Genomic DNA, 24296 nt, shown 5'->3' with positions numbered 1-24296 from the left:
TAAGCATGGAGGCAGTCAGGTGTCGAAGAGGCCATAGCGCTCACGAACCGGACGCAATACGTCGAGTGTGACCGCTTCGTTGTCGGCTAGGTGGGCGAACTCCTCGACGCGAACCAGCTCACGGCGCAGAAGACTGCGCTCGGTCGCATGTTGGATCGCGTCACCGCCCTGGGGTGGGACGACAACGAAATCGACGATGTCGGCACGATCCTTGCCCGGGGCTTTGCGCAGCACGCGTCCGCGACGTTGAATGAACTGGCGGGGATTGGAGGAACTCGCCAGCAGGTACGCGGTACGCGAGGCGGGTACGTCGACGCCTTCGTCCAGGCAGCGCATGGAGACGATGGTCTGCAGCTCGTCGCGCTCGAAGCGGCGCAGGATGTCCTGGCGTTCGGTCCTCTTCGTCTGGGAGGTGTAACGCGCCGCGGTCATGTGCAGGTGGTTGCCAACCATGCTCATCACCTGATCGACCTGGCGCGGTCCGTCGATACCCTGCTGATAGAGGAGGGGGTGCTTGCCCTCCGCGCAGTAGATCAGCTGGTGGGTTCTCCTTTGTCGTTTCTCGATCTCTTGGTGCAGGGCCGCCAGTTTTCCGCGAGCATGACCGACAATGTCTGCCCTCTTCTTCAAGAGTTTGCCGAGCGGGCTGTCCGTGGCGGCAGACTCGTTGAGGTCCGTGCCGGCCGCGATCAAACGCGCAATTTTATCGCTGACCTCGGCGTACAGCTCCGCCTCCTCGTCTTCCAGCTCGACCAGGACTGGTGTGTACGTATAGCGGCACAAGGCGCGGCGGCGGATGGCCTCACCGATTCCCATCTCAAAGACAATGTCGCCGAAATAATCTTTGAGAGCGTCCGTGCCTGCGTCGTCGAGCCAGCGTTCCGGGGTCGCGGACAGACCGAGCCGGTACTGAGCCTTGTCGGGCAGCTGGGTGCGCAGGTGGCGAGCACCGAGGTTGTGTGCCTCGTCGGCGATGAGCAGGAGCGGCCCCGTGTAGGCGTCAAGGAGGTTCTGGAAGGGCTCGCCGCCGAACGTGGCATTCGTCGAGATGATGACGGCGCCGCGGGCAGCGCCGAGAGTGAGCGCCTGAAGCAGCTCGTGTACGCGCGGGGCCCAGCTGCTGGTCGATTCGTACGCGCGGATCGGCGTGATGCCGAACCACTCGATGTCTTTCGCCCACTGGTCAACAAGGTGTTGGTAGGGAGCGACGACGACCGTGAGCAGCGAGGCGTCGTCCTTCTTGCGGAGGAAGGAGCTGAGTTGCGCAGCGGCCGACAGCGCGGTCAGTGTCTTTCCGGTGCCGGTTGCCATGCGCAGGATGCCCTGCCCCTGGTTGCGGAACCAGTTCTGTACCGCCTGCTTCTGGTAGTCACGCACGGCCAGGCTCTGTGGGATGGCGAGCATGCCGGTCAGTGCCTGAGCCGCAGTGGCGATGGGGGCGGCGCCGATCGGCAGCTCGTCCAGATCGTCCCGGCCGGCCATCGTCTGTGCAATGCGCTCGACTACTCTCTTTGCGGCCTCGGTGAACGGGACGACACGCAGCGCACGTGTGCGATCGTTCCACAGGTCGTCGAAGTCCTCACTGATACGCGCAGCACGGTCAGCGTCGCGCGGATCCCAGCTGCGAAAGACTTCGATCGCCTCAAAATTGCCAACGAGGCCCGGACGAGTCTCGTTTGCGCTCCCCTTGAACGCGACAACATCCTGACCGTCGCGGAAAATGCCGATCTTCTCGTGGTACATCCCGACTCGGCCGGGCTGCTCGACGAATGCCAGCTTGAAGTCGATCCTGCCCGCAGCAACCAGTCGCCCGAGCTTGCCCAGACCACGTGCCGCGCGAGGGTCCTCCGTAGCCTGCTTCAAATCGCGCAGGGCAGCACGCTCAATTACCGCACGCACCTCGTAGCCGGCCTCAATGTCATCGATGTCCGCCTGTTCGAGATACGGCGAGGCGACGATCCGCATCGTGCCGCCGCGCGCCGCAAACTCGTCGACACCTTGCCCTAGAACCGCCAACACAGAGGCGGTGAAGTAGCCGACGGCCCGGTCGTATCTGACGGACGAGGCGAGGGCTGGGAGGTAGAAAGCCTCGACCATGTTGCCTCGGTCACTGCGGTAGTCGGACGCGAGGCCACTGTCCCGCAAAGGGCAAGCGGCGATCACCGGTCAAGTCCAATCGAATCGATGAGGTCGTCCACAGACGGTGCGTGGTCAGCTGTGAGAGGAGACGGCCTAGAGGTCTCCTTCCGGGTGCCCAGAACCCCGCGGCGACGTACGAACCCGTTTCGGGAGGTGAAGGGCGGCTGGGAGATGAAGTTTTTGGCGCTGTTTTCCTGATAGCCATAGTCGTCGGTGAGAACGCGGACGACCTCAGCGACCGGCACCTGGCCGCCATGCGCATCTACGAGTTCCCCTATCAGGTCACCAGGTGACTTGTAGACGTCGCGCCCCCAATCAGCAAGGGCCCACGTACGCCGACTGGCACGGGTGAAGCGTTCGTCGAGGGAGAGCAGTTCTTTCAGGGCGCGTCTATCGAGCTGCACCTTGGCAACACAGAGCAGTTTCTCTGTGCTGAGCGGCCTGCCCTCTGAGCGAAGCGCTGCCTCGACGGTGCCCAGCGGGTCGCGCGAGCTCGCAGTCCGCTGCTCTGTGACCTCTGTAGCGCCCTTCGCCGAGCCGCTCCCTGCCGGAGCGGCGGCATCAGGCCACCACTGTTCGGCAGCCTCCTTCGACGGCAGATGCCATGTGCTGTCCGTGCACGGGACAGCGTCGCGGAGAGCGCGCGCGAGCCTACCCAACTCCCCTGGCCACGCGTCAGCTCGAGCTAGGACGACGCCGAGGGTGGGGATGGTCCACTCGTCCTGGGGCGTGCTGCAGGTGAGGGCCGCGAGCCGGCGCAACTGCACAATCAAGGGGTCCGTTTCCAAGCTAGGACCATGCGGACCAGTTGCATCATGGAAAGCGTTCCACAAGCCCTCGGTGGTCATGTCTCCTCGTCTGTGTGCCATGGGTCTACCAACACTGCCGCGTTTCCCATTCTCACCGGTCTGGGGGTGCTCTCGCCCTCGCGCATGGTGCCGCTGATCCTTGGTAGCTCCTGGCCCCAGGTCAGGTCAGCCCCATGTTGTCCATCAGGGCATCTACGTCAGGTGCTTCGTCCTTGGGCTGTTCATCAGAGAAGCGCGTGGGTGGTGCGGCGGGCCCAGGGAGGTCCACGTCCGTGAGACGGCGGACTACGCCGCCGCGTGCGGTGAACGGTGAGGAAGACATAACCTGGCGAAGGCTGGTCTCTTTGATCGCAAAGTCGCGACGGAGCACATGCACAACCTGGTCCGCATCGACGGCACCACCGTGCTCATCGAGCATGTCCGACACCAGCTCCTTGATCGGCTTGTATACGGGCAGCCCCCACTCGACCAAGGCCCACTCGTCCTTGTGGCTGCGGCTGAAGCGCGGGTCGGCGTTGATCTGCTGCCGAAGGTAGTTCGAGCTAATCGAGATACCGTTTCGGGATTTCAACTCATCAAGGGCCAAGGGGCGATCGACTTTACGGAGTAGGGACTCGATCGCATCGAGGCGGTCGCCGTTGCGGCACGTAGCCACGAAGGGGTGGGTGGTGTCGCAGTCGAGCGGCATGCCGGTGCGGAGGCGAAGAACATCAATGGGTCGAGCGTCCCAGCCGGCGGAGGCGAGGAGCTGATGATTTTCCTCCCACTGACGCAGTGTAGATTGCTGCGCTCTCGGAGCGAGGGCCGCCGTGACCTGACGCGAGTTCGAGGGGGCGTCGCTGCCGGAATTGCCATAGGCCTGATCGACCAACTGCTTCAGTCGGACGGGGAGGAGAGCATCCCAGGTGCTGGAAGGGCTGCTCGGGGAAGCGAGGAAGAGGGTCTCGGATTCGCCTTCGCTGTCGTTCCCGTACTGGGTGTCGGCTTCGGCAGCGAAGACGGATGCAACTTCAGCCAGTTCGGCTGATAGCGTATCGACTGCCTGGACACCATCGGCAGGAAGGTCCCGCCCTGCTTCAGGTTTGGCAGTATGGGCAGCTTCTGAGCGGTACGCCTGCTTCTGGACAGTACCGGGCGCGGCGGGCCCCTCAGCTATCGGCTCAGGCGCAATGACGACCGGCTCAAGGGCGACTACCGGGCCCTCCCGTACCGGGGGCTCGGCAGGATCGTGTGGTAGATACCGGACTCCGCTTGAGGTCATACCCTCCCCCTGCACTCACACGTTCAATGCTGTAGAACTCGATTGAGATAAACCTAGCCGCCGCGACTGACAACACTGGCCTGTCCGCAGGTTTTGTCTCCCCAGGGAGATGTGGGGACACCCCTGGGCGGCTCGTCACTCCGGCCCACAACGCTTCCTGCGTACCAGCAGTGCCCATATAGGCATGCTCCCGCTCTCGTCCGCCCGTTGGCCGCGGCTGCCAGCGCGGCGCGGCCGATCTCAACAGTTACCTAAGGCAGATGCGTGAACGAACCATCCGATCATATTGATGCCCGAAACCGAGCAGCCGGTAGGGGGCATACGGGCCGTGGTCTGGTTCACCGGCGCCCCGATCGCCGCTCCTGGCCTGCACGTGGTCTCCGACAGGCACCCTCAATGCCACCCTATATTGCGGCGCCCTCCCCAAGATGCGCACCTGCCGTCAGTTGCTACGAGAGGCCGCACGCGCCCTCGATAGTGATCGTTGATCCGGAGAATCGCACGTCGCGCCCTTTCCCGTCTGCGTCGTGCCCCGCCGAGGGCTCGAACCTGCGCAGCGCAGGAGAGACGTGAGAAGCGTGATCACCGCATCAACCGGCACGCGTCTTCGGCAGATGCGTCGACATGGCCACCACGAGCGAATCTCCGCAGCTCACAGGAGCTGTAGCACGACCAGCCCTAGTCGCCGGCTCCCGCCGGGGACTCGAACCTGCGGCCACCCCATGCGTCAGGTTCTGCGTCTCGGTGAACCGGAAAACATCGACGACTCCGCTATCACCTGCGGTGATCGTCCGATTCGGGCATGATCCCGCGTCCTAGCCAGCCCGCGACCGACACCGTTCCTGCCCGCGATTAGGTCGTGTGCGATCCGGGGCGCAGTGCGGTCTGCATAACGGTCCGGCAGCGGTCCCAGGAGGCTGGGACGAGATGGCCGTAGACGTCAACGGTGGTCTTGATCGATTTGTGGCCCAGCCAGCGGGAGACCTCGTGGATGGGGGTGCCATGGGCGAGGGCGGTGGAAGCGAAGAAGTGGCGCAGGCCGTGCGGGGTGTACTTCGGGTCCCCGTTCGGCTTGACGATGCCCGCGTCCTTGAGTGCCTTCCTGAAGTGGTACGCGTAGGTGTTCGCCGTGGGCATGATGCCCTTGCCCCGGTCGCGCGGCGCGAACAGCACCTCCGTACCGGCCGTCGTCACCGTTCCCCACTCCCACAGGTGCACGTCGATCTCCTCGGCGAGGAAGGCGGGCAGGGGAACGTCCCGGTACTCCCCTTCGGCTCGGTGCTTGAGCGGGATGAAGCGGGTCTTGCAGTCGTCGCGGTGCGCCTTCGCGCTGACCTGCCGGCGCACGCGCAGGAAGTCGGAGCGGACGCAATCGGTGGTGAAGGCCAGGGTCTCGCTGATGCGCAGGCCCGCTCCGGCTTGCAGGTACACGGTCAGGCGGTACTGAGGTGAGATCTGCTTTGCAAGGAGATCGACCTCGTACAGGGTGGGGATCTCGTCCTCGTCGACCGCGTGCGTTGCGCTGCGGGGCAGTTTGATGCCCTCAGTGGAGTCGTCCGCTCTTCTCTTCTCCTTGATCGCGGTCTGGAAGAGGCTGGTGACCATCTTCATGCGATCGCACACGGTACTCGCGGCAAGCTTCTTCCCCAGCGTCGCAACGAAAGCCTCGATGTCCTTGCGCGCCACCCCCGCGATCGTCTTGTCGCCCAGGCGCGGGAGGAGGTGGATCCGCAGGAAGCTCTCGTAGTTGCGGTAGGTGGAGTCGCTGATGACCTGGCGCTCCAGCCACTCCGCGACGTAGGCGCGGAGGGTGATCTCACCGCGTTTGGGGTCGAGGTAGAGGCCCTCATACTTATCGTGCTGCAGCCTGTCGGCGAAAGCGTCGGCTTGGGACTTCTTTTCGAAGCTCGGCTGCCGTTCAGCGCCGCCCGGTTCGCGGTAGCGGACCGTCCACGCGTGCCCGCACTGGGGCTGCGTGCACGGGTAGTTGACGTTGCGTTTGTCGCTCTTGCACCTCTGGTAGACGGTGGCCATCGAGCCTGGCTCCTTGCTCGCTCGCTTCGGGCACTCGGTCTCACCCGTAGTGCTTCTCCAGGTAGTTGGCGATGTCGCGCTCGCGGAACCGCAGCAGGCGCCCGACCTTCTGGGGTTTGATCCCCCAGGCGCGGTACTTGTTCCTGACGGTGGTCTCACTGACCCTCAGCCACGCGGCGACCTCTTCCACGGTCAGCAGCCGGTTGCTTCCACCACGCGTCATGTGTGCACGCCCCCATCCGGATCCATGGCGATCTCCCTTGTGCTCGTGTCTCCAGGCAGTGGTGCATGGCTCGGTGGTGGTCCGGTTACCGCACCGGGCATGGACGATGGACGCTCCAACTCGGCCCTGTCGTCAAGCCTGCGATCTTGCGGGGTGAAGTTGCGCGGGGGTGGGGCGGTCGCCCCTCGTCTCGTCCCATGGGTGCGCACTGGTAATCGGGATCGCGAAGGTAGGGGTGGGCGTCCGTCCGCGGCTCGGTCGGCCAGTGCAGATCTTGACCGCATGGTTCGGACTCGTTCGTTGAACGGGCCTGGGGACCGAGGGCAGGGAACAGAGGGGCGACTCGGCAGGGGAAGGGCGTCAGATGGCCGTCGTTGAGGATGGAGGTACGAGGTTGCGTGGCTGGCAAGCGGCAGGGTTGAGCGGCGGACATCGGCAGATGGCGCCCGGAGTGGGTCGGATCCGTCTGGTGCTGACGTGAAGTAATAGAGAAACCGACGGCCGGAATTGTCATCGTCAAAGCGACTGTTCGACATGCGGCGACGCGGGAGGACGCGGCCACCGTCCAAAGCAAGCCTGTTCACGCGGTCGCGTTTCCCCAGCCCATGCAGATGAAAGCTGCCAACGAGCCACTGCCCAACCAGCCGGGTGCACGACAGTGCAGAATTTCCTTTGTTCGATACCGGATGGCGTAGCGGAAGCAGCTACGTTTGCGGCACAGCTCCGACCGTGTCTCGCGCAACTTCGCGGAATGTCCGCAGCCGAGCACACCCTGGCCCAGCCGACAGACCGTCAGCCGCATCCAGCCCCGATCCAGCAGTGGTCCGGATGACCAGGGACAACAACAGCTGACGAAACGCCAGTTCATCCAACACGGATCCAGCACCGGGCACGACAACGGGGCCGACCCCGAATAGGACCGACCCCGCCCGACCTGTGCATGTGCCAGATCGCTACGCCAACGCTATGGCGCCCATCACACGTTGAACCGGAACTCCACCACGTCGCCGTCCTGCATGACGTAGTCCTTGCCCTCCATGCGGGCCTTGCCGGCGGAGCGGGCCTCCGCCACCGAGCCCGTCTCGACCAGGTCGTCGAAGGAGATGACCTCGGCCTTGATGAAACCCTTCTGGAAGTCGGTGTGGATGACGCCGGCGGCCTCGGGGGCGCTGGCGCCCTTCTTGATCGTCCAGGCGCGGGTTTCCTTGGGGCCGGCGGTCAGGTAGGTCTGCAGGCCGAGCGTGCCGAAGCCGACGTGGGCGAGGGTGGCCAGGCCCGGCTCCTCCTGGCCGACGGACTGGAGGAGCTCCAGGGCCTCCTCCTCGTCGAGCTCGGCAAGGTCCGCCTCCAGCTTGGCGTTGAGGAAGATCGCCTCGGCGGGGGCGACCAGGGCGCGCTGCTCGTTCTTGAAGTCCTCGTCGGTGAGCTCGTCCTCGTCGACGTTGAAGACGTAGAGGAACGGCTTGGTGGTGAGGAGGTGGAGGTCGTGCAGCAGCTCGGTGTTCTCGGTGCCCTGGACGAGGCCGGCGGAGAAGAGGGTGCGGCCGTCCTCCAGGATGGCCTTGGCCTCCTCGACGGCCTTGACCTTCGGGGCCACGTCCTTCTTGATCCGCGACTCCTTCTGGAGGCGGGGCAGGACCTTCTCGATGGTCTGGAGGTCGGCGAGGATCAGCTCGGTGTTGATCGTCTCGATGTCGTCCTTGGGCGAGACCTTGCCGTCGACATGGACGACGTTCTCGTCCTTGAAGGCGCGGATGACCTGGCAGATCGCGTCGGACTCGCGGATGTTGGCGAGGAACTTGTTGCCCAGGCCCTCACCCTCGGAGGCGCCGCGGACGATGCCCGCGATGTCGACGAAGTCGACGGTGGCGGGGAGGATCCGCTGGGAGCCGAAGATCTCGGCCAGCTTGGCCAGGCGCGGGTCGGGGACGCCGACCACGCCGACGTTCGGCTCGATGGTGGCGAACGGGTAGTTGGCCGCCAGCACGTCGTTCTTGGTCAGGGCGTTGAACAGGGTCGACTTGCCGACGTTGGGCAGACCGACGATTCCGATCGTGAGCGACACGGTGGCGACTTCCCGGAGCTGGAGTTGGGCGAGGGGCGGGCCGTTTCCCGGGGGCCGGGCCGGTGGGACCGGGCCGGGCCTGGGACGGCCGATCCACCAGTCTACTGGGCGGGCCCCGTGGTGCCGGGCGGGCCGGGATCGGCCCCGGCGAGGGCGCGCGGTGCGGCGCGTGCTCCCTCGGCGTGCCCCGGGCCGCCTAACGCACCCCCCAAGGGAGGTCAAAGTGCGTGTCCTGTGACCAATTAATCCCACTTCGCTGCCTACCGTTGGCGAGTGGACCCACACGTGGAGCACCCCCAAGCGCGCATGTCCCCGCACGGCCGGCCGCTGAGCGGCGGTCCGGAGGCGGGGCAGGATGCCCGGCTCCCGCGTCCCGCGGAGGCCGTGGCCCCCGATCCCGACGACGCCTTCCTGTCCGCGATGCGGGCGTCCGGCTACGCCTCGGTCCCCGCGGGCACCGAGGTCACCACCCGCGGTTACGCGCCGGCGCCGGCGGAGTTCCGGGCGCCGGCCCGGCCGTCGGCCCGGCGGGCGGAGGAACGGATGCCGCGGCCGGCCGCGGGGCCGCCGCGGGACGGCGAGGAGGTCGCGGCCGTCTACCGGGCGGGCCCCCGCCGCCGGCCCGCGCCCGCCCCGGTGGCCGGGCTGGTCCGCAGGCTGCCGGCCGCCAAGCTCACCGGCCTCGGCTGCGGCCTGCTCGCCACCTGCACGCTGCTGGCCCTCGGGTACCTGGACCGCTGGCTGCTGGGCGGCGCGCAGGCCGCGTACGGGGCCGGCTTCCTGCTGGTCGGCCTGGCGGCCGGGGTGTGGGTGCGGCCGCGCGATCTGATCGCCGCGCCGGTCGCGCTGCCGATCGCCTTCACCGTCGGCGCGGTGCCGGTGCAGCACGGCCCGGCGGGCTTCACCGGGCTGCTGATCGGTGTCTTCACCGTGCTCGCGCTGAACGCCGGCTGGCTCTACGGCGGCACGCTGCTGTGCGCGCTGGTGGTGCTGGTGCGCCGGGCGCTGCTCAGCGCGCGGCGTCGGGCCAGCCGACCGGTGAGTCGACAGCGGCAGTCGGGGCCTGGTCCGCGGACGACGGCCCCTGGGACGGGCGGCTCCGGGCAGCCTGGCCAGGGCCGCTCGCGGTCGGGGAGCCATCCGCGGCAGGTGGCGCGCCTGTAGGGGCCGCGGCCTCGGCCGCCCCGGTGGCGGTGCGGGCGTGCGCGGCCATCGCGGCCCCCACGATCCCGGCGTTGTTCTGGAGTCGCGCCGGCACGATCTCGGCCCGGATCCCCTCGATGAGCGGCAGGAACTTCGCCGCCTTGCGGCTGACCCCGCCGCCGATCACGAACAGCGCGGGCGAGAAGAGCATCTCCACGTGGGCGAGGTACTTCTGGACCCGGTGCGCCCAGTGCTCCCAGGTGAGCCCCTCGTCCTCCTTGGCCTTGGTGGAGGCGCGCTTCTCGGCCTCGTGGCCGTGCAGTTCCAGGTGGCCCAGCTCGGTGTTGGGGACGAGCCGGCCGTCGGTGAAGACGGCGCTGCCGATGCCGGTGCCGAGGGTGAGGACGACGACGGTGCCGGGCCGGTCGCGGCCGGCGCCGAACCGCATCTCGGCCAGGCCCGCCGCGTCCGCGTCGTTGAGCAGGGTGACCGGGCAGCCGCCGGCGAGCCGGCCGGTGAGCAGCGCGGCGGCGTCGGTGCCGATCCAGCGCTGGTCGACGTTGGCGGCGGTGCGGGTGGTCCCGCCGGTGACCACGCCGGGGAAGGTCGCGCCCACCGGGCCGGTCCAGCCGAAGTGGTCGACGACCTCCTTGACGCAGTCGGCGACCGCCTCCGGCGTGGCCGGGTGCGGGGTCAGTACCTTGTGGCGCTCCTCGGCCAGTTCGCCGCGCTCCAGATCGACCGGGGCGCCCTTGATGCCGGATCCGCCGATGTCCACACCGAAGACCTTCATAGGAAAAGGCTAGGCGCGGACCCCGCCCGCCGCCCCCGCTATGGCGAAGACGGCGGGCGGCGGCGCTCACTCCTTGACGGCCTCCTCGGCCTCGGCGCGCAGGTCGCGGCGGAGTTCCTTGGGCAGTGAGAAGGCGATGGACTCCTCGGCGGCGGTGACGGTCTCGACGTCCTCGTAGCCGCGCTGGGCGAGCCACTGCAGGACGCCGTCGACGAGGATCTCCGGGACGGAGGCGCCGGAGGTGACGCCGACCGTGCCGACGCCCTCCAGCCAGCTCTCCTCGATCTCCTCGGCGTAGTCGACCAGGTAGGACGCCTTGGCGCCGGCGCCGAGGGCGACCTCGACCAGGCGCTTGGAGTTGGAGGAGTTCCGGGAGCCGACGACGATCACGAGGTCGGCCAGGGCGCCCATCTGCTTGACGGCCTGCTGGCGGTTCTGGGTCGCGTAGCAGATGTCGTCGCTGGGGGGCGAGAGGAGGTTGGGGAAGCGGCCCTTGAGGGCGTCGACGGTCTCCATGGTCTCGTCGACGGAGAGGGTGGTCTGGGAGAGCCAGACGACCTTGTCCGGGTCGCGGACCTCGACGCCGGCGACGTCCTTGGGGCCGTCGACGAGCGTGATGTGCTCGGGGGCCTCGCCGCTGGTGCCGATGACCTCTTCGTGGCCCTCGTGGCCGATCAGGAGGATGTCGTAGTCCTCCTTGGCGAACCGCACGGCCTCCTTGTGGACCTTGGTGACCAACGGGCAGGTGGCGTCGATGGTGGCCAGCTTGCCGCGCTGGGCCTCCTCGTGGACGACCGGGGCGACGCCGTGCGCGGAGAAGATCACGATGTTCCCCTCGGGCACCTCCTCCGTCTCCTCGACGAAGATCGCACCCTTCTTCTCCAGGGTCTTCACCACGTACTTGTTGTGCACGATCTCGTGGCGCACGTAGACCGGGGCGCCGTACTGCTCAAGAGCTTTCTCGACGGCGATCACGGCGCGGTCCACGCCCGCGCAATAGCCGCGGGGGGCGGCGAGGAGGACCTTGCGGCTGGGCTGCGGACCGGGAGTAGCAGACATGGTTCCCATCGTAAGGCCGTGGTGCCCCGGCGCAGGTAGGCCGCATCTGTGACCCACACTGGTGAAAAGCACGGGTGAGGAGGCGGTATGCCGGGGACGGTCGGCGCAACTGTGGGAGATGAGGCGCGCAGCGGCACCGGAACGCTGCGCCGGACGCTGTCGTTCCGGGACCTGGTCGTCTACGGGCTGTTGTTCATCGCCCCGATGGCGCCGGTGGGGATCTTCGGCACCCTCCAGGCCACGTCGCACGGCGCGATCACGGCGGTCTACGTGGTCGCCACGGTCGCCATGGCGTTCACCGCGTACTCCTACGCCCAGATGGTGCGGGTCGCGCCGCGGGCCGGGTCGGTCTACACCTACGCGCGGGTCGGGCTGGGCGAGGGCGCCGGGTTCGTCGCCGGGTGGATGGCGATGCTGGACTACCTGCTGATCCCGGCGGTGGCCTACCTCTTCTCCGGGATCGCGCTGCACGCGCTGGTGCCGCAGGTGCACCAGTGGGTGTGGACGGCGCTCGCGGTGGTGGTCACCACGCTGCTGAACCTCTGGGGCGTGCGGGTCGCCGCGGTGGTCGGGTTCGCGGTGCTGGCGCTGGAGATCGCGGTGCTGGTGGTCTTCGTGGTGGCGGCGGTGTGGGCGCTGGCCGCGCACGGGCCGCAGCGCGGCTGGGCGGTGCCGCTGACCGGCGAGGGCGGCTTCTCGACGAGCGCGGTGCTGGCGGCGGTGTCGATCGCGGTGCTGTCGTACCTGGGCTTCGATGCGATCGCGGCCTTTGCGGAGGAGGCTTCCGGGGGTTCGCGGCGGGTGGCCAGGGCCGTGGTGACGTGCCTGGTGGTGGCCGGGGTGCTGTTCGCCGTGCAGACGTACCTGGCGGCGCTGCTGGCCCCGATGAGCGCCGCCGAACTAGCCGCCAAACCGGGCGAGCAGGGCGCCGCCTTCTACGTGACGGTGGACTTCGCGGTGGGCGGCTGGTTGCACGACCTGGTGGCGGTGAGCAAGGCGATCGGGGCGGCGTTCGCGGCGCTGGCGGGGCAGGCGGCGGCCGGCCGGCTGTTGTTCGCGATGGCGCGGGACCGGCGGTTGCCGGGGGCGATGTCGAAGGTGGACGCGGGCAGCGGGGTGCCGCGCCGGGCGCTGCTGGGGGCGGCCGTGGTGACGCTGGTGGCGGCGGTCTGGGCGGCCAGCCGGGACGACGGGCTGGACCAGCTCTCGTCGATCGTGAACGTCGGCGCGCTGACCGCGTTCGCGCTGCTGCACGCCTCGGTGATCGGCTGGTTCCGGATCCGTCGGCAGGCGGCGGTGCCGAGCGTGCTGTGGCACGTGGCGGTGCCGTTGGCGGGGCTCGCGGTGGTGGTCGCGGTGATCGTGGAGGCCGCGCCGACCGCGCAGATCGTGGGCGGCGCCTGGCTGTTGGTGGGTCTGGTGGTGCTGGTGGTGCAGTACCTGCGCCGGGAGCGGGCGGCCGCGGCGCGGGACTGAGCGCGGGCACCGGGCCGGCACGGCCGGGCACTGTCAGTGGTCGCCGCTACGCTCACTGACATGGCTGTCTCTACGTCTCCCGAAGCGCCGATCCCGGTCGGCGAGGTGTCCCGGCTCATCGGCGGGTGGATCGACCGGCTCGGCGCGGTGTGGGTCGAGGGACAGATCACCCAGCTCTCGCGGCGGCCGGGCGCGGGCGTGGTGTTCCTGACGCTGCGCGATCCGTCGTACGACATCTCGGTCAGCGTGACGTGCTACCGCCAGGTCTTCGACAAGGTCTCCGAGGTGGTGAGCGAGGGCGCTCGGGTGGTGGTGCACGCCAAGCCGGAGTGGTACGCCCCGCGCGGCCAGCTGTCGCTGCGGGCCGCCGAGATCAGACCGGTCGGGGTGGGCGAACTCCTCGCCAGACTGGAGCAGTTGAAGCGGGCGCTGACGGCGGAGGGGCTGTTCGCGGCGGAGCGCAAGCGGCCGCTGCCGTTCCTGCCGCAGCTGATCGGGCTGGTCTGCGGCCGGGCCAGCGCCGCCGAGCGCGATGTGCTGGAGAACGCCCGGCACCGCTGGCCGGCGGTCCGCTTCGAGGTGCACAACGTCCCCGTGCAGGGCGTGCACGCGGTGCCCCAAGTGATCGCGGCGGTGCAGGAGTTGGACGCGCTGCCCGAGGTGGACGTGATCGTCGTGGCGCGCGGCGGCGGCAGCGTGGAGGACCTTCTGCCGTTCTCCGACGAGCAGTTGGTCCGGGCGGTGTCCGAGGTGCGCACACCGGTGGTCTCCGCGATCGGCCACGAGCCGGACAGCCCGCTGCTGGACCTGGTGGCCGACCTGCGCGCCTCGACGCCGACGGACGCGGCGAAGAAGGTGGTGCCGGACGTGGGCGAGGAGCTGGCCCGGGTCGAGCAGTTGCGGGCGCGGGCCCGGCGGGCGCTCGGCGGCTTCCTGGACCGCGAGGAGCGGGGCCTGGCGGCGGCGCTGCACCGCCCGTCGATACAGCACCCGCAGCGGATGGTGTGGGAGCGCGAGGAGCAGGTCACCGCCCTGTTGGAGCGCGGCCGGCGGACGCTGGGACATCTGTTGGACCGCGCCGATTCGGAGCTGGCGCACACCCTGGCCCGGGTGGTGGCGCTCTCCCCCAAGGCGACGCTCCAGCGCGGCTATGCGGTGCTCCAGAGACCGGACGGCACGGCGGTGCGGGCGCCGTCGGAGGTGGCGGTGGACGAGGAGTTGCGGGCCAGGGTGGCCGAGGGCGCGTTCCGGGTGCGGGTGTCCGCGATCCCGGAGGGCGACGGCGGACGGACCGGCGCGGACCAGGCGGACTCATAGGGTGGGAGACATGGCGAAGACGGATGACGTGGTGGACGCGGCGGCGGACGGGGTGGCGCCGGTGGACTCCACCCTCGGTTACGAGCAGGCGCGGGACGAGCTGATTGACGTCGTCCGCCGCCTGGAGGCGGGCGGTACGACGCTGGAGGAGTCGCTGGCCCTCTGGGAGCGCGGCGAGGAGCTGGCCAAGGTCTGCCGCCGCTGGCTGGACGGCGCGCGGGCCCGGCTGGACGCGGCGCTGGCGGAGGCGTCGGAGGGCGACGGCGAGGCGGAGCAGGAGTAGCGGACGGGGGCAACGGAGCCGAGGACTAGCGGCGAGAGAACCAGCGGACGAGGCCGGAGCCTGGGCCGAACTCGGCGCTCGCCCATGAGGCGACCTTCCGAATCCCGGAAGGTCACTGCCGCCCCGTGAACCCCCTCACAGTTTCCCCCCGTTAGTTGAAACTTAATCTAACCGGGTTACAGTGGTACCCGTAGACAGCACTGGTCTGCGCAATTCCCCCATACACACCCGATGCCCCGAGGTGCCGCTGATGACTCTCGCCCTTGACGCCGCCGCCCAGGACCTCCTCTTCCGCGAGGCCCAGACCGCCAACACGTTCACGGACGAGCCGGTCACGGACGAGCAGGTCCAGGCCATCTACGACCTGGTGAAGTACGCCCCGACCGCCTTCAACCAGTCGCCGCTGCGGATCACCCTGGTCCGCTCCGAGGACGCCCGCAAGCGCCTGGTCGCGCACGCCATGGGCGCCAACGGCCCCAAGACCCTGGCCGCGCCGCTGACCGTGATCCTCTCCGTTGACCTGGACTTCCACGAGAAGCTGCCGCGCCTCTTCCCGCACGCCCCGGGCGTCAAGGACAGCTTCTTCTCGGAGGCCGCGGTCCGCGAGGTCGCCGGCACCCAGAACGCCACCCTCCAGGCCGGCTACTTCATCCTCGGCATCCGCGCCGCCGGCCTGGCCGCCGGCCCGATGACCGGCTTCGACTTCGGCGCCGTGGACAAGGAGTTCTTCGGCGACGGCAAGCAGAAGTCCTTCCTGGTCATCAACGTCGGCAAGCCGGGCGCCGACGCCTTCTTCCCGCGCTCGCCGCGACTGGCCTTCGACGAGGCCGCGACCACCATCTGAGCCGTCCGCCGGCCGACGCGGTAGCCACCGCACGCGACGAGGCCGCCGCACCCCTCCCGGGTGCGGCGGCCTCGTCGTGCTGTCTCTCGGCGAGCGGGGCGGGGCGGCTCAGCCCTTCTTGGCGACCAGGGCCGCGGCCAGCTCGGCCAGCCGCCCGTACGGCGCGGTGCCGGTGACGACCGTGGTCACCCCGGGCTGCTCGTTGACCAACGCCTTGTAGGTGTCGCCCTGGTAGCGGTCCCACTTCTTGTCGCCGACGGCCTGCTGACCGTCGACCTTCTCCGCGCCGAGCGTGACGTCCTTGATGAACTGCTTCGCGGGTGCGTCGCTCTGCTCGACGGCCGCGTACTGCTGTTCCGGGTCGAGCATCCCCAGGTGCCAGGCGCCGCCCTTGCCGTCGCTGGTCGCCTGGTACGAGACGGAGGTGGCCCGCCAGGACGGCGGCAGGCCCTCGGGCGCCGCGACCGGGTACGGGGCGGCGCGCCGGGCGGTGAGGATCTCGACCCGGGTGTCGACGGTCTTGACCGCGTTCTTCTCGGCGCTCGCACTGTCGTCGTGCGGGATGAAGAAGTAGATCGCCCCGACCAGGATCCCGATCACCGCCAGCGACAGAACCATGTCCGTCACTCTTTGCCTGCCTCGCATACCAGCCACGTCCCTATGGTCCCCTATGCCGGTCGGCGACCGGACCCGGCCCCCTCGGACACCACCCACCTGGGCAAACGGTTCTGCGGTCGGCGCCCGCCCGACGGGGGCGTCCGCCGGCCAGTGGCTTGCTCATGCGAAGGCCCCCCTGCTCATTTTCGCGACGTACCGATAAAGTCATGAGCACCCTCATCAATCCGGCCGTCGCCGTACAGAAAGGTGCGCTCGATGACCGAGCATCATCTGCCGTCTCAACTAGAGGTCAGTCCGGAGGCTCCGGACCGTAACCTCGCCCTGGAGCTGGTCCGGGTGACCGAGGCCGGCGCCATGGCCTCGGGCCGCTGGGTCGGCCGCGGGGACAAGAACGGCGCGGACGGCGCGGCGGTCAAGGCCATGCGGGCCCTGATCCACACCGTCTCCATGAACGGCGTCGTGGTCATCGGGGAGGGCGAGAAGGACAACGCCCCGATGCTCTACAACGGCGAGCGGGTCGGCGACGGCACCGGCCCCGAGTGCGACGTGGCCGTGGACCCGGTGGACGGCACCACGCTGACCGCCAAGGGCATGGCCAACGCGGTCTCCGTGATGGCGGTCGCCGAGCGCGGCTCGATGTTCGACCCGTCCGCGGTGTTCTACATGGACAAGCTGGCCACCGGCCCGGAGGCGGCGGACTTCGTCGACATCACCGCCCCGGTGGCGGTGAACATCAAGCGGATCGCCAAGGCGAAGAAGTCCGCGGTCGAGGACGTCACCGTGGTCATCCTGGACCGACCGCGCCACGAGGGCCTGGTCAAGGAGGTCCGGGAGGCCGGCGCGCGGATCAAGTTCATCTCCGACGGCGATGTCGCCGGCGCCATCATGGCGGCCCGCGAGGGCACCGGCATCGACCTGCTGCTGGGCATCGGCGGGACGCCCGAGGGCATCATCGCGGCCTGTGCGCTGAAGTGCCTGGGCGGCACCTTCCAGGGCAAGTTGTGGCCCAAGGACGACGAGGAGCGCCAGCGCGCCCTGGACGCCGGCCACGACCTGGACCGGGTGCTCCAGATCGAGGACCTGGTCAGCGGCGACAACGTCTTCTTCGTCGCCACCGGCATCACCGACGGCGAGCTGCTGCGCGGCGTCCGCTACCGCGCCGAGACCGCCTACACCCAGTCCCTGGTCATGCGCTCCAAGTCCGGCACCATCCGGCAGATCGAATCCCAGCACCGGCTGTCCAAGCTGCGCGCCTACAGCTCGATCGACTTCGAGCGCCCGAGCTGAGCCGGGCGGCCAAAGCCGTCCCGCACACAACTCGCCCCCGTCGGATGGTCGTTCCGACGGGGGCGGGCTGCGTACCCGGTCGCGGCCGCCGTACGGGCCGTGCTGCGGTCAGCCGGCCGCGGTCATCGGGGCAGCGGCGCGCTGGAGTTCGCTCTCCCGGCGCCGCCGCCGCGTCAGCACCACCCGGCGCTCGGCGGCGGTCAGCCCGCCCCAGACGCCGTACGGCTCGGGTTGGAGCAGGGCATGCTCCCGACACTCGACCATCACCGGGCAACGGGCACAGACCCGCTTCGCGGCTTCTTCCCTGGCCAATCGGGCGGCGGTGGGCTCCTTGGAGGGGGCGAAGAACAACCCGGCCTCGTCCCGGCGGCACACCGCCTCGGAATGCCAGGGACCGGCGTCGTCGCGAGCGTGCCCTCGCTGGGACGGAACGACAGCGGCATCCTGCAGGGGCTGATGCGGTAGCAGCACGGTCTACTCCTGACGACGGCATCGGCGAGAGAAATCACCCTTGACCGTCTCGCTGCGCACGGCTTTTTCGCACCCCGCAGCCGTACGAGAGACGATGCACCAGCCCTACCCGCTGTACGCGGGCTTATGCACACCGTGTCGATCGAGGAAAAGCCGGGCGCGGCCCCAACACCCTTTGCCGCTAACCGAGTCGGCGCCGACCCCGGCGCTCGGACCACCGCTCGTGGCGCTCCGCCCGCAGCTGGTCCATCCGCTCGTGCCGTTCGGCCCGGCGCCGGTCCATCCGCTCGCGGTGGTCACCCCTGAGCCGGCTGCCCAGATCGCGGATCCAGGCACCGCGCTTGGGCTTGGCCTCCACGCTGCCCAGCAGCGCGAAGCCGTTGATGTCGATCTCGGGGGCGTCGCCGTCCTCCGCCTCGTGCGTCTCGACCTCGAAGCTGCCGAGGATGCCGGAGCCGTTGCTGCGCAGGGTGACGTTCTCCGGCACCCGGACCTCGACGCTGCCGAAGATCGAGGTGGCGTTGATCTGCACGCGCTGCTGGGGGAAGACCGCCTCGGTCAGGTCGATCTCCACGCTGCCGAAGACCGCGACCGCGTTGATCCGCGGCGGGACGCGCCAACGGCCCTTGCGTTCGGCCGCGCTGAAGATCGCGACGAGGTTCTGGTCCGCGCCGGCGGGGGCCGGGCCGTACGCGTGGGGCCCGGCCTCCGGCTGCGGCCGGCCGTCGACGCCGGGGAGGTCCCGGACGACGGGCTCCAACTCGCCCATGGTCTTGGCGCGGTAGACCACGTCGATCCGCTCGGCGTGCTCCTCGGCGTCCAGCCGACCCTCGGCGAGCGCCTCCCGCAGGATCTCCGCGATCCGGTCGCGGTCCGCGTCCGAGGCCCGCATATCCGCCTCGGCGACCGGCCTGGCCTGCGGTTTCGCCTCGCCCTTGGTCAGTTTCACCACCTGCTGGTCCTGCTCAGCAAGCGGCCCGGGCGGGGTGTCTGGGCCCGGGCGTCCCCCGATTCCTGAAGCGTCCACGCGCCCAGCGTACCGAAACGCGATAGATCGCGACTAGAGGATCCGCGGGCGCGTCTGCCGTGGACTGAGCCCTACCTCACAACAGCGGCGCCGGGCCGGGGTTCTACGCTGGTCGGGCGCTGCCGTAGAAGCCAGCCACGACCCCTCCGAGTAAGGATTTTTCCGCGATGCCGGACTTCGCCTATACCGACCTGCTTCCCACCGGCGAGGACAACACCCCCTACCGCCTGGTGACTTCGGAGGGCGTCAGCACCTTCGAAGCGGACGGCCGGACGTTCCTCAAGGTCGAGCCGGAGGCGCTGCGCAAGCTCGCCGCCGAGGCGATGCACGACATCGCGCACTACCTGCGCCCGACCCACCTCGCCCAGCTCCGCAAGATCCTGGACGACCCGGAGGCCAGCGCCAACGACCGCTTCGTCGCCCTGGACCTGCTGAAGAACGCCAACATCGCCGCGGCCGGCGTGCTGCCGATGTGCCAGGACACCGGCACCGCGATCGTCATGGGCAAGCGCGGTCAGCACGTGCTGACGCAGGGCGGCGACGAGGAGGCCCTCTCCCGCGGCATCTACGACGCCTACACCCAGCTCAACCTGCGCTACTCGCAGATGGCGCCGCTGACCATGTGGGAGGAGAAGAACACCGGCTCCAACCTCCCGGCGCAGATCGAGCTGTACGCCACCGACGGCGACGCGTACAAGTTCCTCTTCATGGCCAAGGGCGGCGGCAGCGCCAACAAGTCCTTCCTCTTCCAGGAGACCAAGGCCGTCCTCAACGAGGCGTCCATGATGAAGTTCCTGGAGCAGAAGATCCGTTCGCTGGGCACGGCCGCCTGCCCGCCGTACCACCTGGCCATCGTCGTCGGCGGCACCTCGGCCGAGTACGCCCTGAAGACCGCCAAGTACGCCTCCGCGCACTACCTGGACGAGCTGCCCGGCGAGGGCTCCCCGACCGGCCACGGCTTCCGCGACAAGGAGCTGGAGGACAAGGTCTTCGAGCTCACCCAGAAGATCGGCATCGGTGCGCAGTTCGGCGGCAAGTACTTCTGTCACGACGTGCGCGTGGTCCGCCTGCCCCGGCACGGCGCGTCCTGCCCGGTCGCCATCGCGGTGTCCTGCTCCGCCGACCGCCAGGCCGTCGCCAAGATCACCGCCGAGGGCGTCTTCCTGGAGCAGTTGGAGACCGACCCGGCCCGCTTCCTGCCGGAAACCACCGACGAGGAACTGACCGAGGGCGCCGGCGCCGACCTCGACGCGGTCGCCATCGACCTCAACCGCCCGATGGACGAGGTCCTCGCCGAGCTGACCCGGCACCCGGTCAAGACCCGGCTCTCGCTCACCGGCACCCTGGTCGTGGCCCGCGACATCGCCCACGCCAAGATCAAGGAACGGCTGGACGCGGGCGAGGAGATGCCGCAGTACCTCAAGGACCACCCGGTCTACTACGCCGGCCCGGCCAAGACCCCCGAGGGCTACGCCTCCGGCTCCTTCGGCCCGACCACGGCCGGCCGGATGGACGCCTACGTCGAGCAGTTCCAGGCCGCCGGCGGCTCCAAGGTCATGCTCGCCAAGGGCAACCGCTCCCAGCAGGTCACCGACGCCTGCGCCGCGCACGGCGGCTTCTACCTGGGCTCCATCGGCGGCCCCGCGGCCCGCCTGGCCCAGGACTGCATCAAGAAGGTCGAGGTCCTCGAATACGAGGAGCTCGGCATGGAGGCCGTCTGGAAGATCGAGGTCGAGGACTTCCCCGCCTTCATCGTCGTCGACGACAAGGGCAACGACTTCTTCGCCGACCCGGCCCCGACGACCCCGACCTTCACGTCGATCCCGGTCCGCCAGGGGTCGTAACTCCCCGCCCCCGCCAATTCCGTCCCGGATAACCGGAGTTCCGGGCTTCCGGACTTCCGGACGGACGGTACGGTCACGGCCGTCACCCACCGCGCGTGGGTGACGGCCGTGAGCCTTTCGGCAATTCCCGGTGGGGCGCCGTCCGTTCCGGAATCGTTCTCTTCGGCGACGCTCGAACGACCAGGAGGCAGGCGCGCAAAACCTCGCACCATCAGCAGAGTTGACCCGCTCGCCACCAGCCGTCGCCATCACTCCCCCCCCCCGCACTCCCACCACCAGCTCATCGGGCGCCGGTCACCCGCGCACGCCGCAGGATGCGCGAAGAGCGCCAGGCCATTCGACGACAGGTCGACAAGGCGCCCCGGCCTTGGGCCTGGAATCGGGCCCGTCCACCCTTGACCCACCGGACAGGCCCTAACGCCCCCGATGGCGGGGGCAGGCGCATGGGGGCCAAGCCTGGGTGAGGCCGTAGAGATCGAAGCGGTCACCGGCGACGACGTGGATCTGGGCGCGCTCCTGGACGACGACGCCGTCGCGGGTCGTGGTGTAGACGCGCAGGGTCATCAGTGACTGCCGGGATCGCGAGCCCGATGATGTGTGGCCGGCGCTCGTGGCCATGGTGATGCTCCTGTTCGGTGGGGGGTGTTGGCGCTGTCCTGTTAGGTGCGAGGGCGGCTCCCCTGGTTCCGTCGTGGGATCGCCTTAACTTTCCGCGGATTGCTACGTTCCGTGTTCCCATCGTCACCCTGCGCCGTAACCTTGGGAAGGAGTGAGAGCTGAGTCCTACAGACGTAAGAATGCGAAGTCGGGGAGAAGTCGATGAGTCGACGAGAAGTCGGGAGGTGAGGAAGTGAGGCCATGGCCAAGGGGATTGGGTCGTGTCCGCGTTCGGGGGCGCGGGGCGGGAGGGCCGTGAAGCCGCCGTGATGCGGGGGTAGTTGGCGTGGTCCGTCGCGCTCGTCGGGACCGCCTGAGCCGTCGGGCGGGGGCGCGCATCGTGGTGCGCTGCGGCGCGGTCGACGGCGAAGGGGCTGGCGGGGGCTGTGACAGTCAACTCGCCGGGCGAGGAGGGGAGGTGGGGCACGAGGCCGGCAGGGCGGCCAGGGGCGGGGCGAGCCGTCACGGAGGGCGAAGGGCAGAAGCGGAGGCATCCCGTCCGCCCGTCCCCGGCCGGCGCGGTGGGTGGCGGTGCAGGCAGGTGACATCCGTGGGCGGCCGGGAACAGATCCGGCCTTGCGGGCACTGTCATAGGCATGAGCGAAAACAGCGCATTCAGGATCGAGCACGACTCGATGGGTGAGGTGCGGGTTCCCGCGCACGCCAAGTGGCGGGCCCAGACCCAGCGGGCGGTGGAGAACTTCCCGATCTCCGGGCAGCGGTTGGAGCGGGCGCACATCGAGGCGTTGGCGCGGATCAAGGGGGCGGCCGCCAAGGTCAACGCCGAGCTGGGGGTGCTGGGCAAGGACCTCGCGGGGGCCATCGCGGAGGCGGCCGCGGAGGTGGCCGAGGGGCGGTGGGACGAGGACTTCCCCGTGGACGTGTTCCAGACGGGGTCGGGGACATCGTCGAACATGAACGCCAACGAGGTGATCGCGACCCTCGCCAGCGAGCGGTTGGGGCGCGCGGTGCACCCCAATGACCATGTCAATGCGAGCCAGTCGTCGAACGACGTGTTCCCGTCGTCGATCCACATCGCGGCGACCTCGGCCGTGCTCCATGACCTGATTCCGGCGCTGGAGCATCTGGCGGCGGCGCTGGAGCGCAAGGCGACGGAATTCGCCGAGGTGGTGAAGTCGGGGCGGACGCATTTGATGGATGCCACGCCGGTGACGCTGGGGCAGGAGTTCGGCGGTTATGCGGCGCAGGTGCGCTACGGCGTGGAGCGGTTGCGGGCGTCGTTGCCGCGACTGGCCGAACTGCCGCTCGGGGGAACGGCGGTGGGCACGGGCATCAACACCCCGCCGGGATTCTCCGCGGCGGTGATCGCCGAGGTGGCGCGGGCGACCGGGCTGCCGTTGACCGAGGCGCGCGACCACTTCGAGGCGCAGGGCGCGCGGGACGGAATCGTCGAGACCAGCGGTCAGTTGCGGACGATTGCGGTGGGGCTGACGAAAATCGCCAACGACCTGAGGTGGATGGCGTCGGGGCCGCGGACGGGGCTCGCCGAGATCAACCTGCCGGATCTCCAGCCGGGTTCGTCGATCATGCCGGGGAAGGTCAATCCGGTGATTCCGGAGGCGGTGTTGATGGTCGCCGCGCAGGTCACCGGAAATGACGCGACGGTGGCGGCGGCCGGGGCATCCGGCAATTTCGAACTCAACGTGATGCTGCCGGTGATCGCGCGAAATGTGCTGGAGTCGGTGCGGCTGCTCACCAATGTGTCGCGGCTGCTGGCCGATCGGACGGTGGACGGCATCACCGCCAATGTGGCGCGGGCCCGCGAATACGCCGAATCGTCCCCATCGGTGGTCACTCCGTTGAACAAGTACCTCGGTTACGAGGAGGCCGCGAAGGTCGCCAAGCAGTCGCTGGCGGAGCGGCGGACGATCCGCGAGGTGGTCATCGAGGGCGGTTATGTCGAGCGCGGACTGCTGACGGTTCAGCAGCTCGACGAGGCGCTCGATGTGTTGCGCATGACCCATCCGTAACCACCGGTGCGGCGCATGTCACCGCGCGCGTAACGCGACGCCCCTAAGATCTGCGCATGACAGCGGACATGGTGGAGACGGCGGAGGGCGGGACGGGCGGTGTGCCCGGACCGACGGGCGGAGCGGGGAACCGGGGCGCGGGCGGGGGCCGTTGGGCGCCCGGTGACCACGTCCTGTGGCGCTACCGCGACAACGCCGACCCCCGCCGGTTCCACATCTGCCGTCCGGTGACCGTTGTGCGGGACACCGAGGAGTTGCTCGCGGTGTGGATGGCGCCGGGCACCTCGTGCATCAAGCCGGTGCTCGCCGACGGCACGCCGGTGCACCGCGAGCCGCTCGCCACCCGTTACACCACACCGCGCCGGACCCAGCGCGACCAGTGGTTCGGCACCGGTGTGTTGAAGTTGGCCCGGCCCGGGGATCCTTGGTCGGTCTGGCTGTTCTGGGAGAGCGGCTGGCACTTCAAGAATTGGTACGTCAATCTGGAGGAGCCGCGCCGCCGTTGGTCGGGCGGAATCGACTCGCTCGACCATTTCCTCGACATCTGCGTCTATCCGGACCGGCGCTGGGAGTGGCGGGACGAGGACGAGTTCGCGCAGGCGCGGCGGGACGGGTTGATGACGGACGGGCAAGCGGCCGAGGTCGCCTCCGCCGGACGCGCCGCGGTCGCACAGATCGAGGCGTGGGGCGGGCCGTTCGCCGACCGCTGGGAGGACTGGCGGCCCGATCCCGCCTGGGAGGTTCCCACGCTTCCGGACAACTGGGATCGACCGCCAGATCGTTTGCTGCCGTGAGGTAGCAAACGCGAAAAGAAGAGAATGAAGCGAGTGAAGGGGGCGAACGGTGGAAAGGTGCGCCTATGGGCGAAGCTGTTTCCCGCTGGCTTCCCACGGCGTTCCCGCTGGACGAGAAGCGGTGGTCAGCCCCCTTGCTGCGCCCTGGGCCTTCAAACGTA

20 protein-coding genes and 1 pseudogene are annotated in these 24296 nt (G+C 69.0%); 9 read left to right on the top strand and 12 right to left on the bottom strand.

The features are described from left to right. Positions 1 to 15 precede the first annotated feature (15 nt). From ACFVFQ_RS26690 to ychF, 6 genes are all read right to left on the bottom strand, one after another. On the bottom strand, positions 16 to 2097 hold the full coding sequence (locus tag ACFVFQ_RS26690) for a DNA phosphorothioation system restriction enzyme (RefSeq protein WP_383420447.1): 2082 nt from the start codon (positions 2095 to 2097) through the stop codon (positions 16 to 18). A gap of 62 nt (positions 2098 to 2159) precedes the next feature. Next, complete coding sequence (locus tag ACFVFQ_RS26685) at positions 2160 to 2927, bottom strand: hypothetical protein (protein ID WP_383420445.1); 768 nt, start codon at positions 2925 to 2927, stop codon at positions 2160 to 2162. A 181-nt stretch (positions 2928 to 3108) separates the two neighbouring features. Further along, the gene (locus tag ACFVFQ_RS26680) at positions 3109 to 4209 is read right to left on the bottom strand and encodes a hypothetical protein (protein WP_383420443.1); all 1101 of its coding nucleotides are present in this window, start codon (positions 4207 to 4209) and stop codon (positions 3109 to 3111) included. An 852-nt stretch (positions 4210 to 5061) separates the two neighbouring features. Then, a complete protein-coding gene (locus tag ACFVFQ_RS26675; protein ID WP_383420441.1) occupies positions 5062 to 6243 on the bottom strand; it encodes a tyrosine-type recombinase/integrase in 1182 nt (393 codons plus the stop codon). A 40-nt stretch (positions 6244 to 6283) separates the two neighbouring features. Continuing rightward, on the bottom strand, positions 6284 to 6466 hold the full coding sequence (locus tag ACFVFQ_RS26670; RefSeq protein WP_383420438.1) for a helix-turn-helix domain-containing protein: 183 nt from the start codon (positions 6464 to 6466) through the stop codon (positions 6284 to 6286). Positions 6467 to 7442: 976 nt separating this feature from the next. Then, positions 7443 to 8531 carry a redox-regulated ATPase YchF gene (gene ychF, locus ACFVFQ_RS26665; RefSeq protein ID WP_383420436.1) on the bottom strand — a complete coding sequence of 363 codons (1089 nt, stop codon included), beginning with the start codon at positions 8529 to 8531 and terminating at the stop codon, positions 7443 to 7445. Positions 8532 to 8837: 306 nt separating this feature from the next. Here ychF and ACFVFQ_RS26660 point away from each other — a divergent pair. Then, positions 8838 to 9530, top strand: a pseudogene (locus tag ACFVFQ_RS26660) (DUF6542 domain-containing protein); the annotation flags it as partial. 10 nt (positions 9531 to 9540) lie between these two features. On the opposite strand, the gene ppgK reads toward ACFVFQ_RS26660, so the two are convergent. Continuing rightward, entirely contained in the window at positions 9541 to 10467 is a 927-nt protein-coding gene (gene ppgK, locus ACFVFQ_RS26655; RefSeq protein ID WP_383420434.1) for a polyphosphate--glucose phosphotransferase, read from the bottom strand. Between the two features lie 66 nt (positions 10468 to 10533). After that, entirely contained in the window at positions 10534 to 11535 is a 1002-nt protein-coding gene (locus ACFVFQ_RS26650) for a 4-hydroxy-3-methylbut-2-enyl diphosphate reductase (protein ID WP_383420432.1), read from the bottom strand. A 78-nt stretch (positions 11536 to 11613) separates the two neighbouring features. Between ACFVFQ_RS26650 and ACFVFQ_RS26645 the strand changes: the two genes are divergently transcribed. The 4 genes from ACFVFQ_RS26645 to ACFVFQ_RS26630 all read left to right on the top strand — a co-directional run bounded on the left by ACFVFQ_RS26645 (position 11614) and on the right by ACFVFQ_RS26630 (position 15446). Continuing rightward, entirely contained in the window at positions 11614 to 13002 is a 1389-nt protein-coding gene (locus tag ACFVFQ_RS26645) for an APC family permease (protein WP_383420430.1), read from the top strand. A 60-nt stretch (positions 13003 to 13062) separates the two neighbouring features. Next, entirely contained in the window at positions 13063 to 14319 is a 1257-nt protein-coding gene (gene xseA / locus ACFVFQ_RS26640; protein WP_383420428.1) for an exodeoxyribonuclease VII large subunit, read from the top strand. Positions 14320 to 14329: 10 nt separating this feature from the next. Further along, on the top strand, positions 14330 to 14602 hold the full coding sequence (locus ACFVFQ_RS26635) for an exodeoxyribonuclease VII small subunit (RefSeq protein ID WP_383420426.1): 273 nt from the start codon (positions 14330 to 14332) through the stop codon (positions 14600 to 14602). A gap of 250 nt (positions 14603 to 14852) precedes the next feature. Further along, complete coding sequence (locus ACFVFQ_RS26630; RefSeq protein ID WP_383420424.1) at positions 14853 to 15446, top strand: malonic semialdehyde reductase; 594 nt, start codon at positions 14853 to 14855, stop codon at positions 15444 to 15446. Between the two features lie 108 nt (positions 15447 to 15554). Here the strand turns inward: ACFVFQ_RS26630 and ACFVFQ_RS26625 are convergent, their stop codons facing one another. Then, positions 15555 to 16091, bottom strand: coding sequence for a DUF4245 domain-containing protein (locus ACFVFQ_RS26625; RefSeq protein ID WP_383420475.1), 537 nt, complete (start codon positions 16089 to 16091; stop codon positions 15555 to 15557). A gap of 228 nt (positions 16092 to 16319) precedes the next feature. Between ACFVFQ_RS26625 and glpX the strand changes: the two genes are divergently transcribed. Beyond that, entirely contained in the window at positions 16320 to 17351 is a 1032-nt protein-coding gene (gene glpX, locus ACFVFQ_RS26620) for a class II fructose-bisphosphatase (protein WP_383420422.1), read from the top strand. A 108-nt stretch (positions 17352 to 17459) separates the two neighbouring features. On the opposite strand, the gene ACFVFQ_RS26615 is transcribed toward glpX, so the two are convergent. Together ACFVFQ_RS26615 and ACFVFQ_RS26610 are read right to left on the bottom strand one after the other, a co-directional pair. Then, complete coding sequence (locus ACFVFQ_RS26615) at positions 17460 to 17822, bottom strand: WhiB family transcriptional regulator (protein ID WP_383420419.1); 363 nt, start codon at positions 17820 to 17822, stop codon at positions 17460 to 17462. A gap of 181 nt (positions 17823 to 18003) precedes the next feature. After that, entirely contained in the window at positions 18004 to 18714 is a 711-nt protein-coding gene (locus ACFVFQ_RS26610; protein WP_383420473.1) for a DUF1707 domain-containing protein, read from the bottom strand. A gap of 302 nt (positions 18715 to 19016) precedes the next feature. On the opposite strand from ACFVFQ_RS26610, the gene ACFVFQ_RS26605 reads away from it, so the two are divergent. Further along, positions 19017 to 20693, top strand: coding sequence for a fumarate hydratase (locus tag ACFVFQ_RS26605; RefSeq protein WP_383420417.1), 1677 nt, complete (start codon positions 19017 to 19019; stop codon positions 20691 to 20693). Between the two features lie 414 nt (positions 20694 to 21107). Here the strand turns inward: ACFVFQ_RS26605 and ACFVFQ_RS26600 are convergent, their stop codons facing one another. Then, positions 21108 to 21311, bottom strand: a complete 204-nt coding sequence (locus ACFVFQ_RS26600; RefSeq protein ID WP_383420415.1) for a hypothetical protein — start codon at positions 21309 to 21311, stop codon at positions 21108 to 21110. 635 nt (positions 21312 to 21946) lie between these two features. Here ACFVFQ_RS26600 and ACFVFQ_RS26595 point away from each other — a divergent pair. Both ACFVFQ_RS26595 and ACFVFQ_RS26590 read left to right on the top strand, forming a co-directional pair. Then, positions 21947 to 23341 (top strand): class II fumarate hydratase, encoded by a 1395-nt coding sequence (locus ACFVFQ_RS26595; protein WP_383420413.1) that lies wholly within the window; start codon positions 21947 to 21949, stop codon positions 23339 to 23341. A gap of 68 nt (positions 23342 to 23409) precedes the next feature. Then, a complete protein-coding gene (locus ACFVFQ_RS26590) occupies positions 23410 to 24135 on the top strand; it encodes a DUF402 domain-containing protein (protein ID WP_383420471.1) in 726 nt (241 codons plus the stop codon). Positions 24136 to 24296 lie beyond the last annotated feature (161 nt).

It is taken from the genome of Streptomyces sp. NPDC057743 (genome assembly GCF_042798755.1).
Taxonomy (GTDB): domain Bacteria; phylum Actinomycetota; class Actinomycetes; order Streptomycetales; family Streptomycetaceae; genus Streptomyces.
Note: the sequence above shows the minus strand (reverse complement) of the source record. Positions and strands in the feature narration are given on the sequence as shown.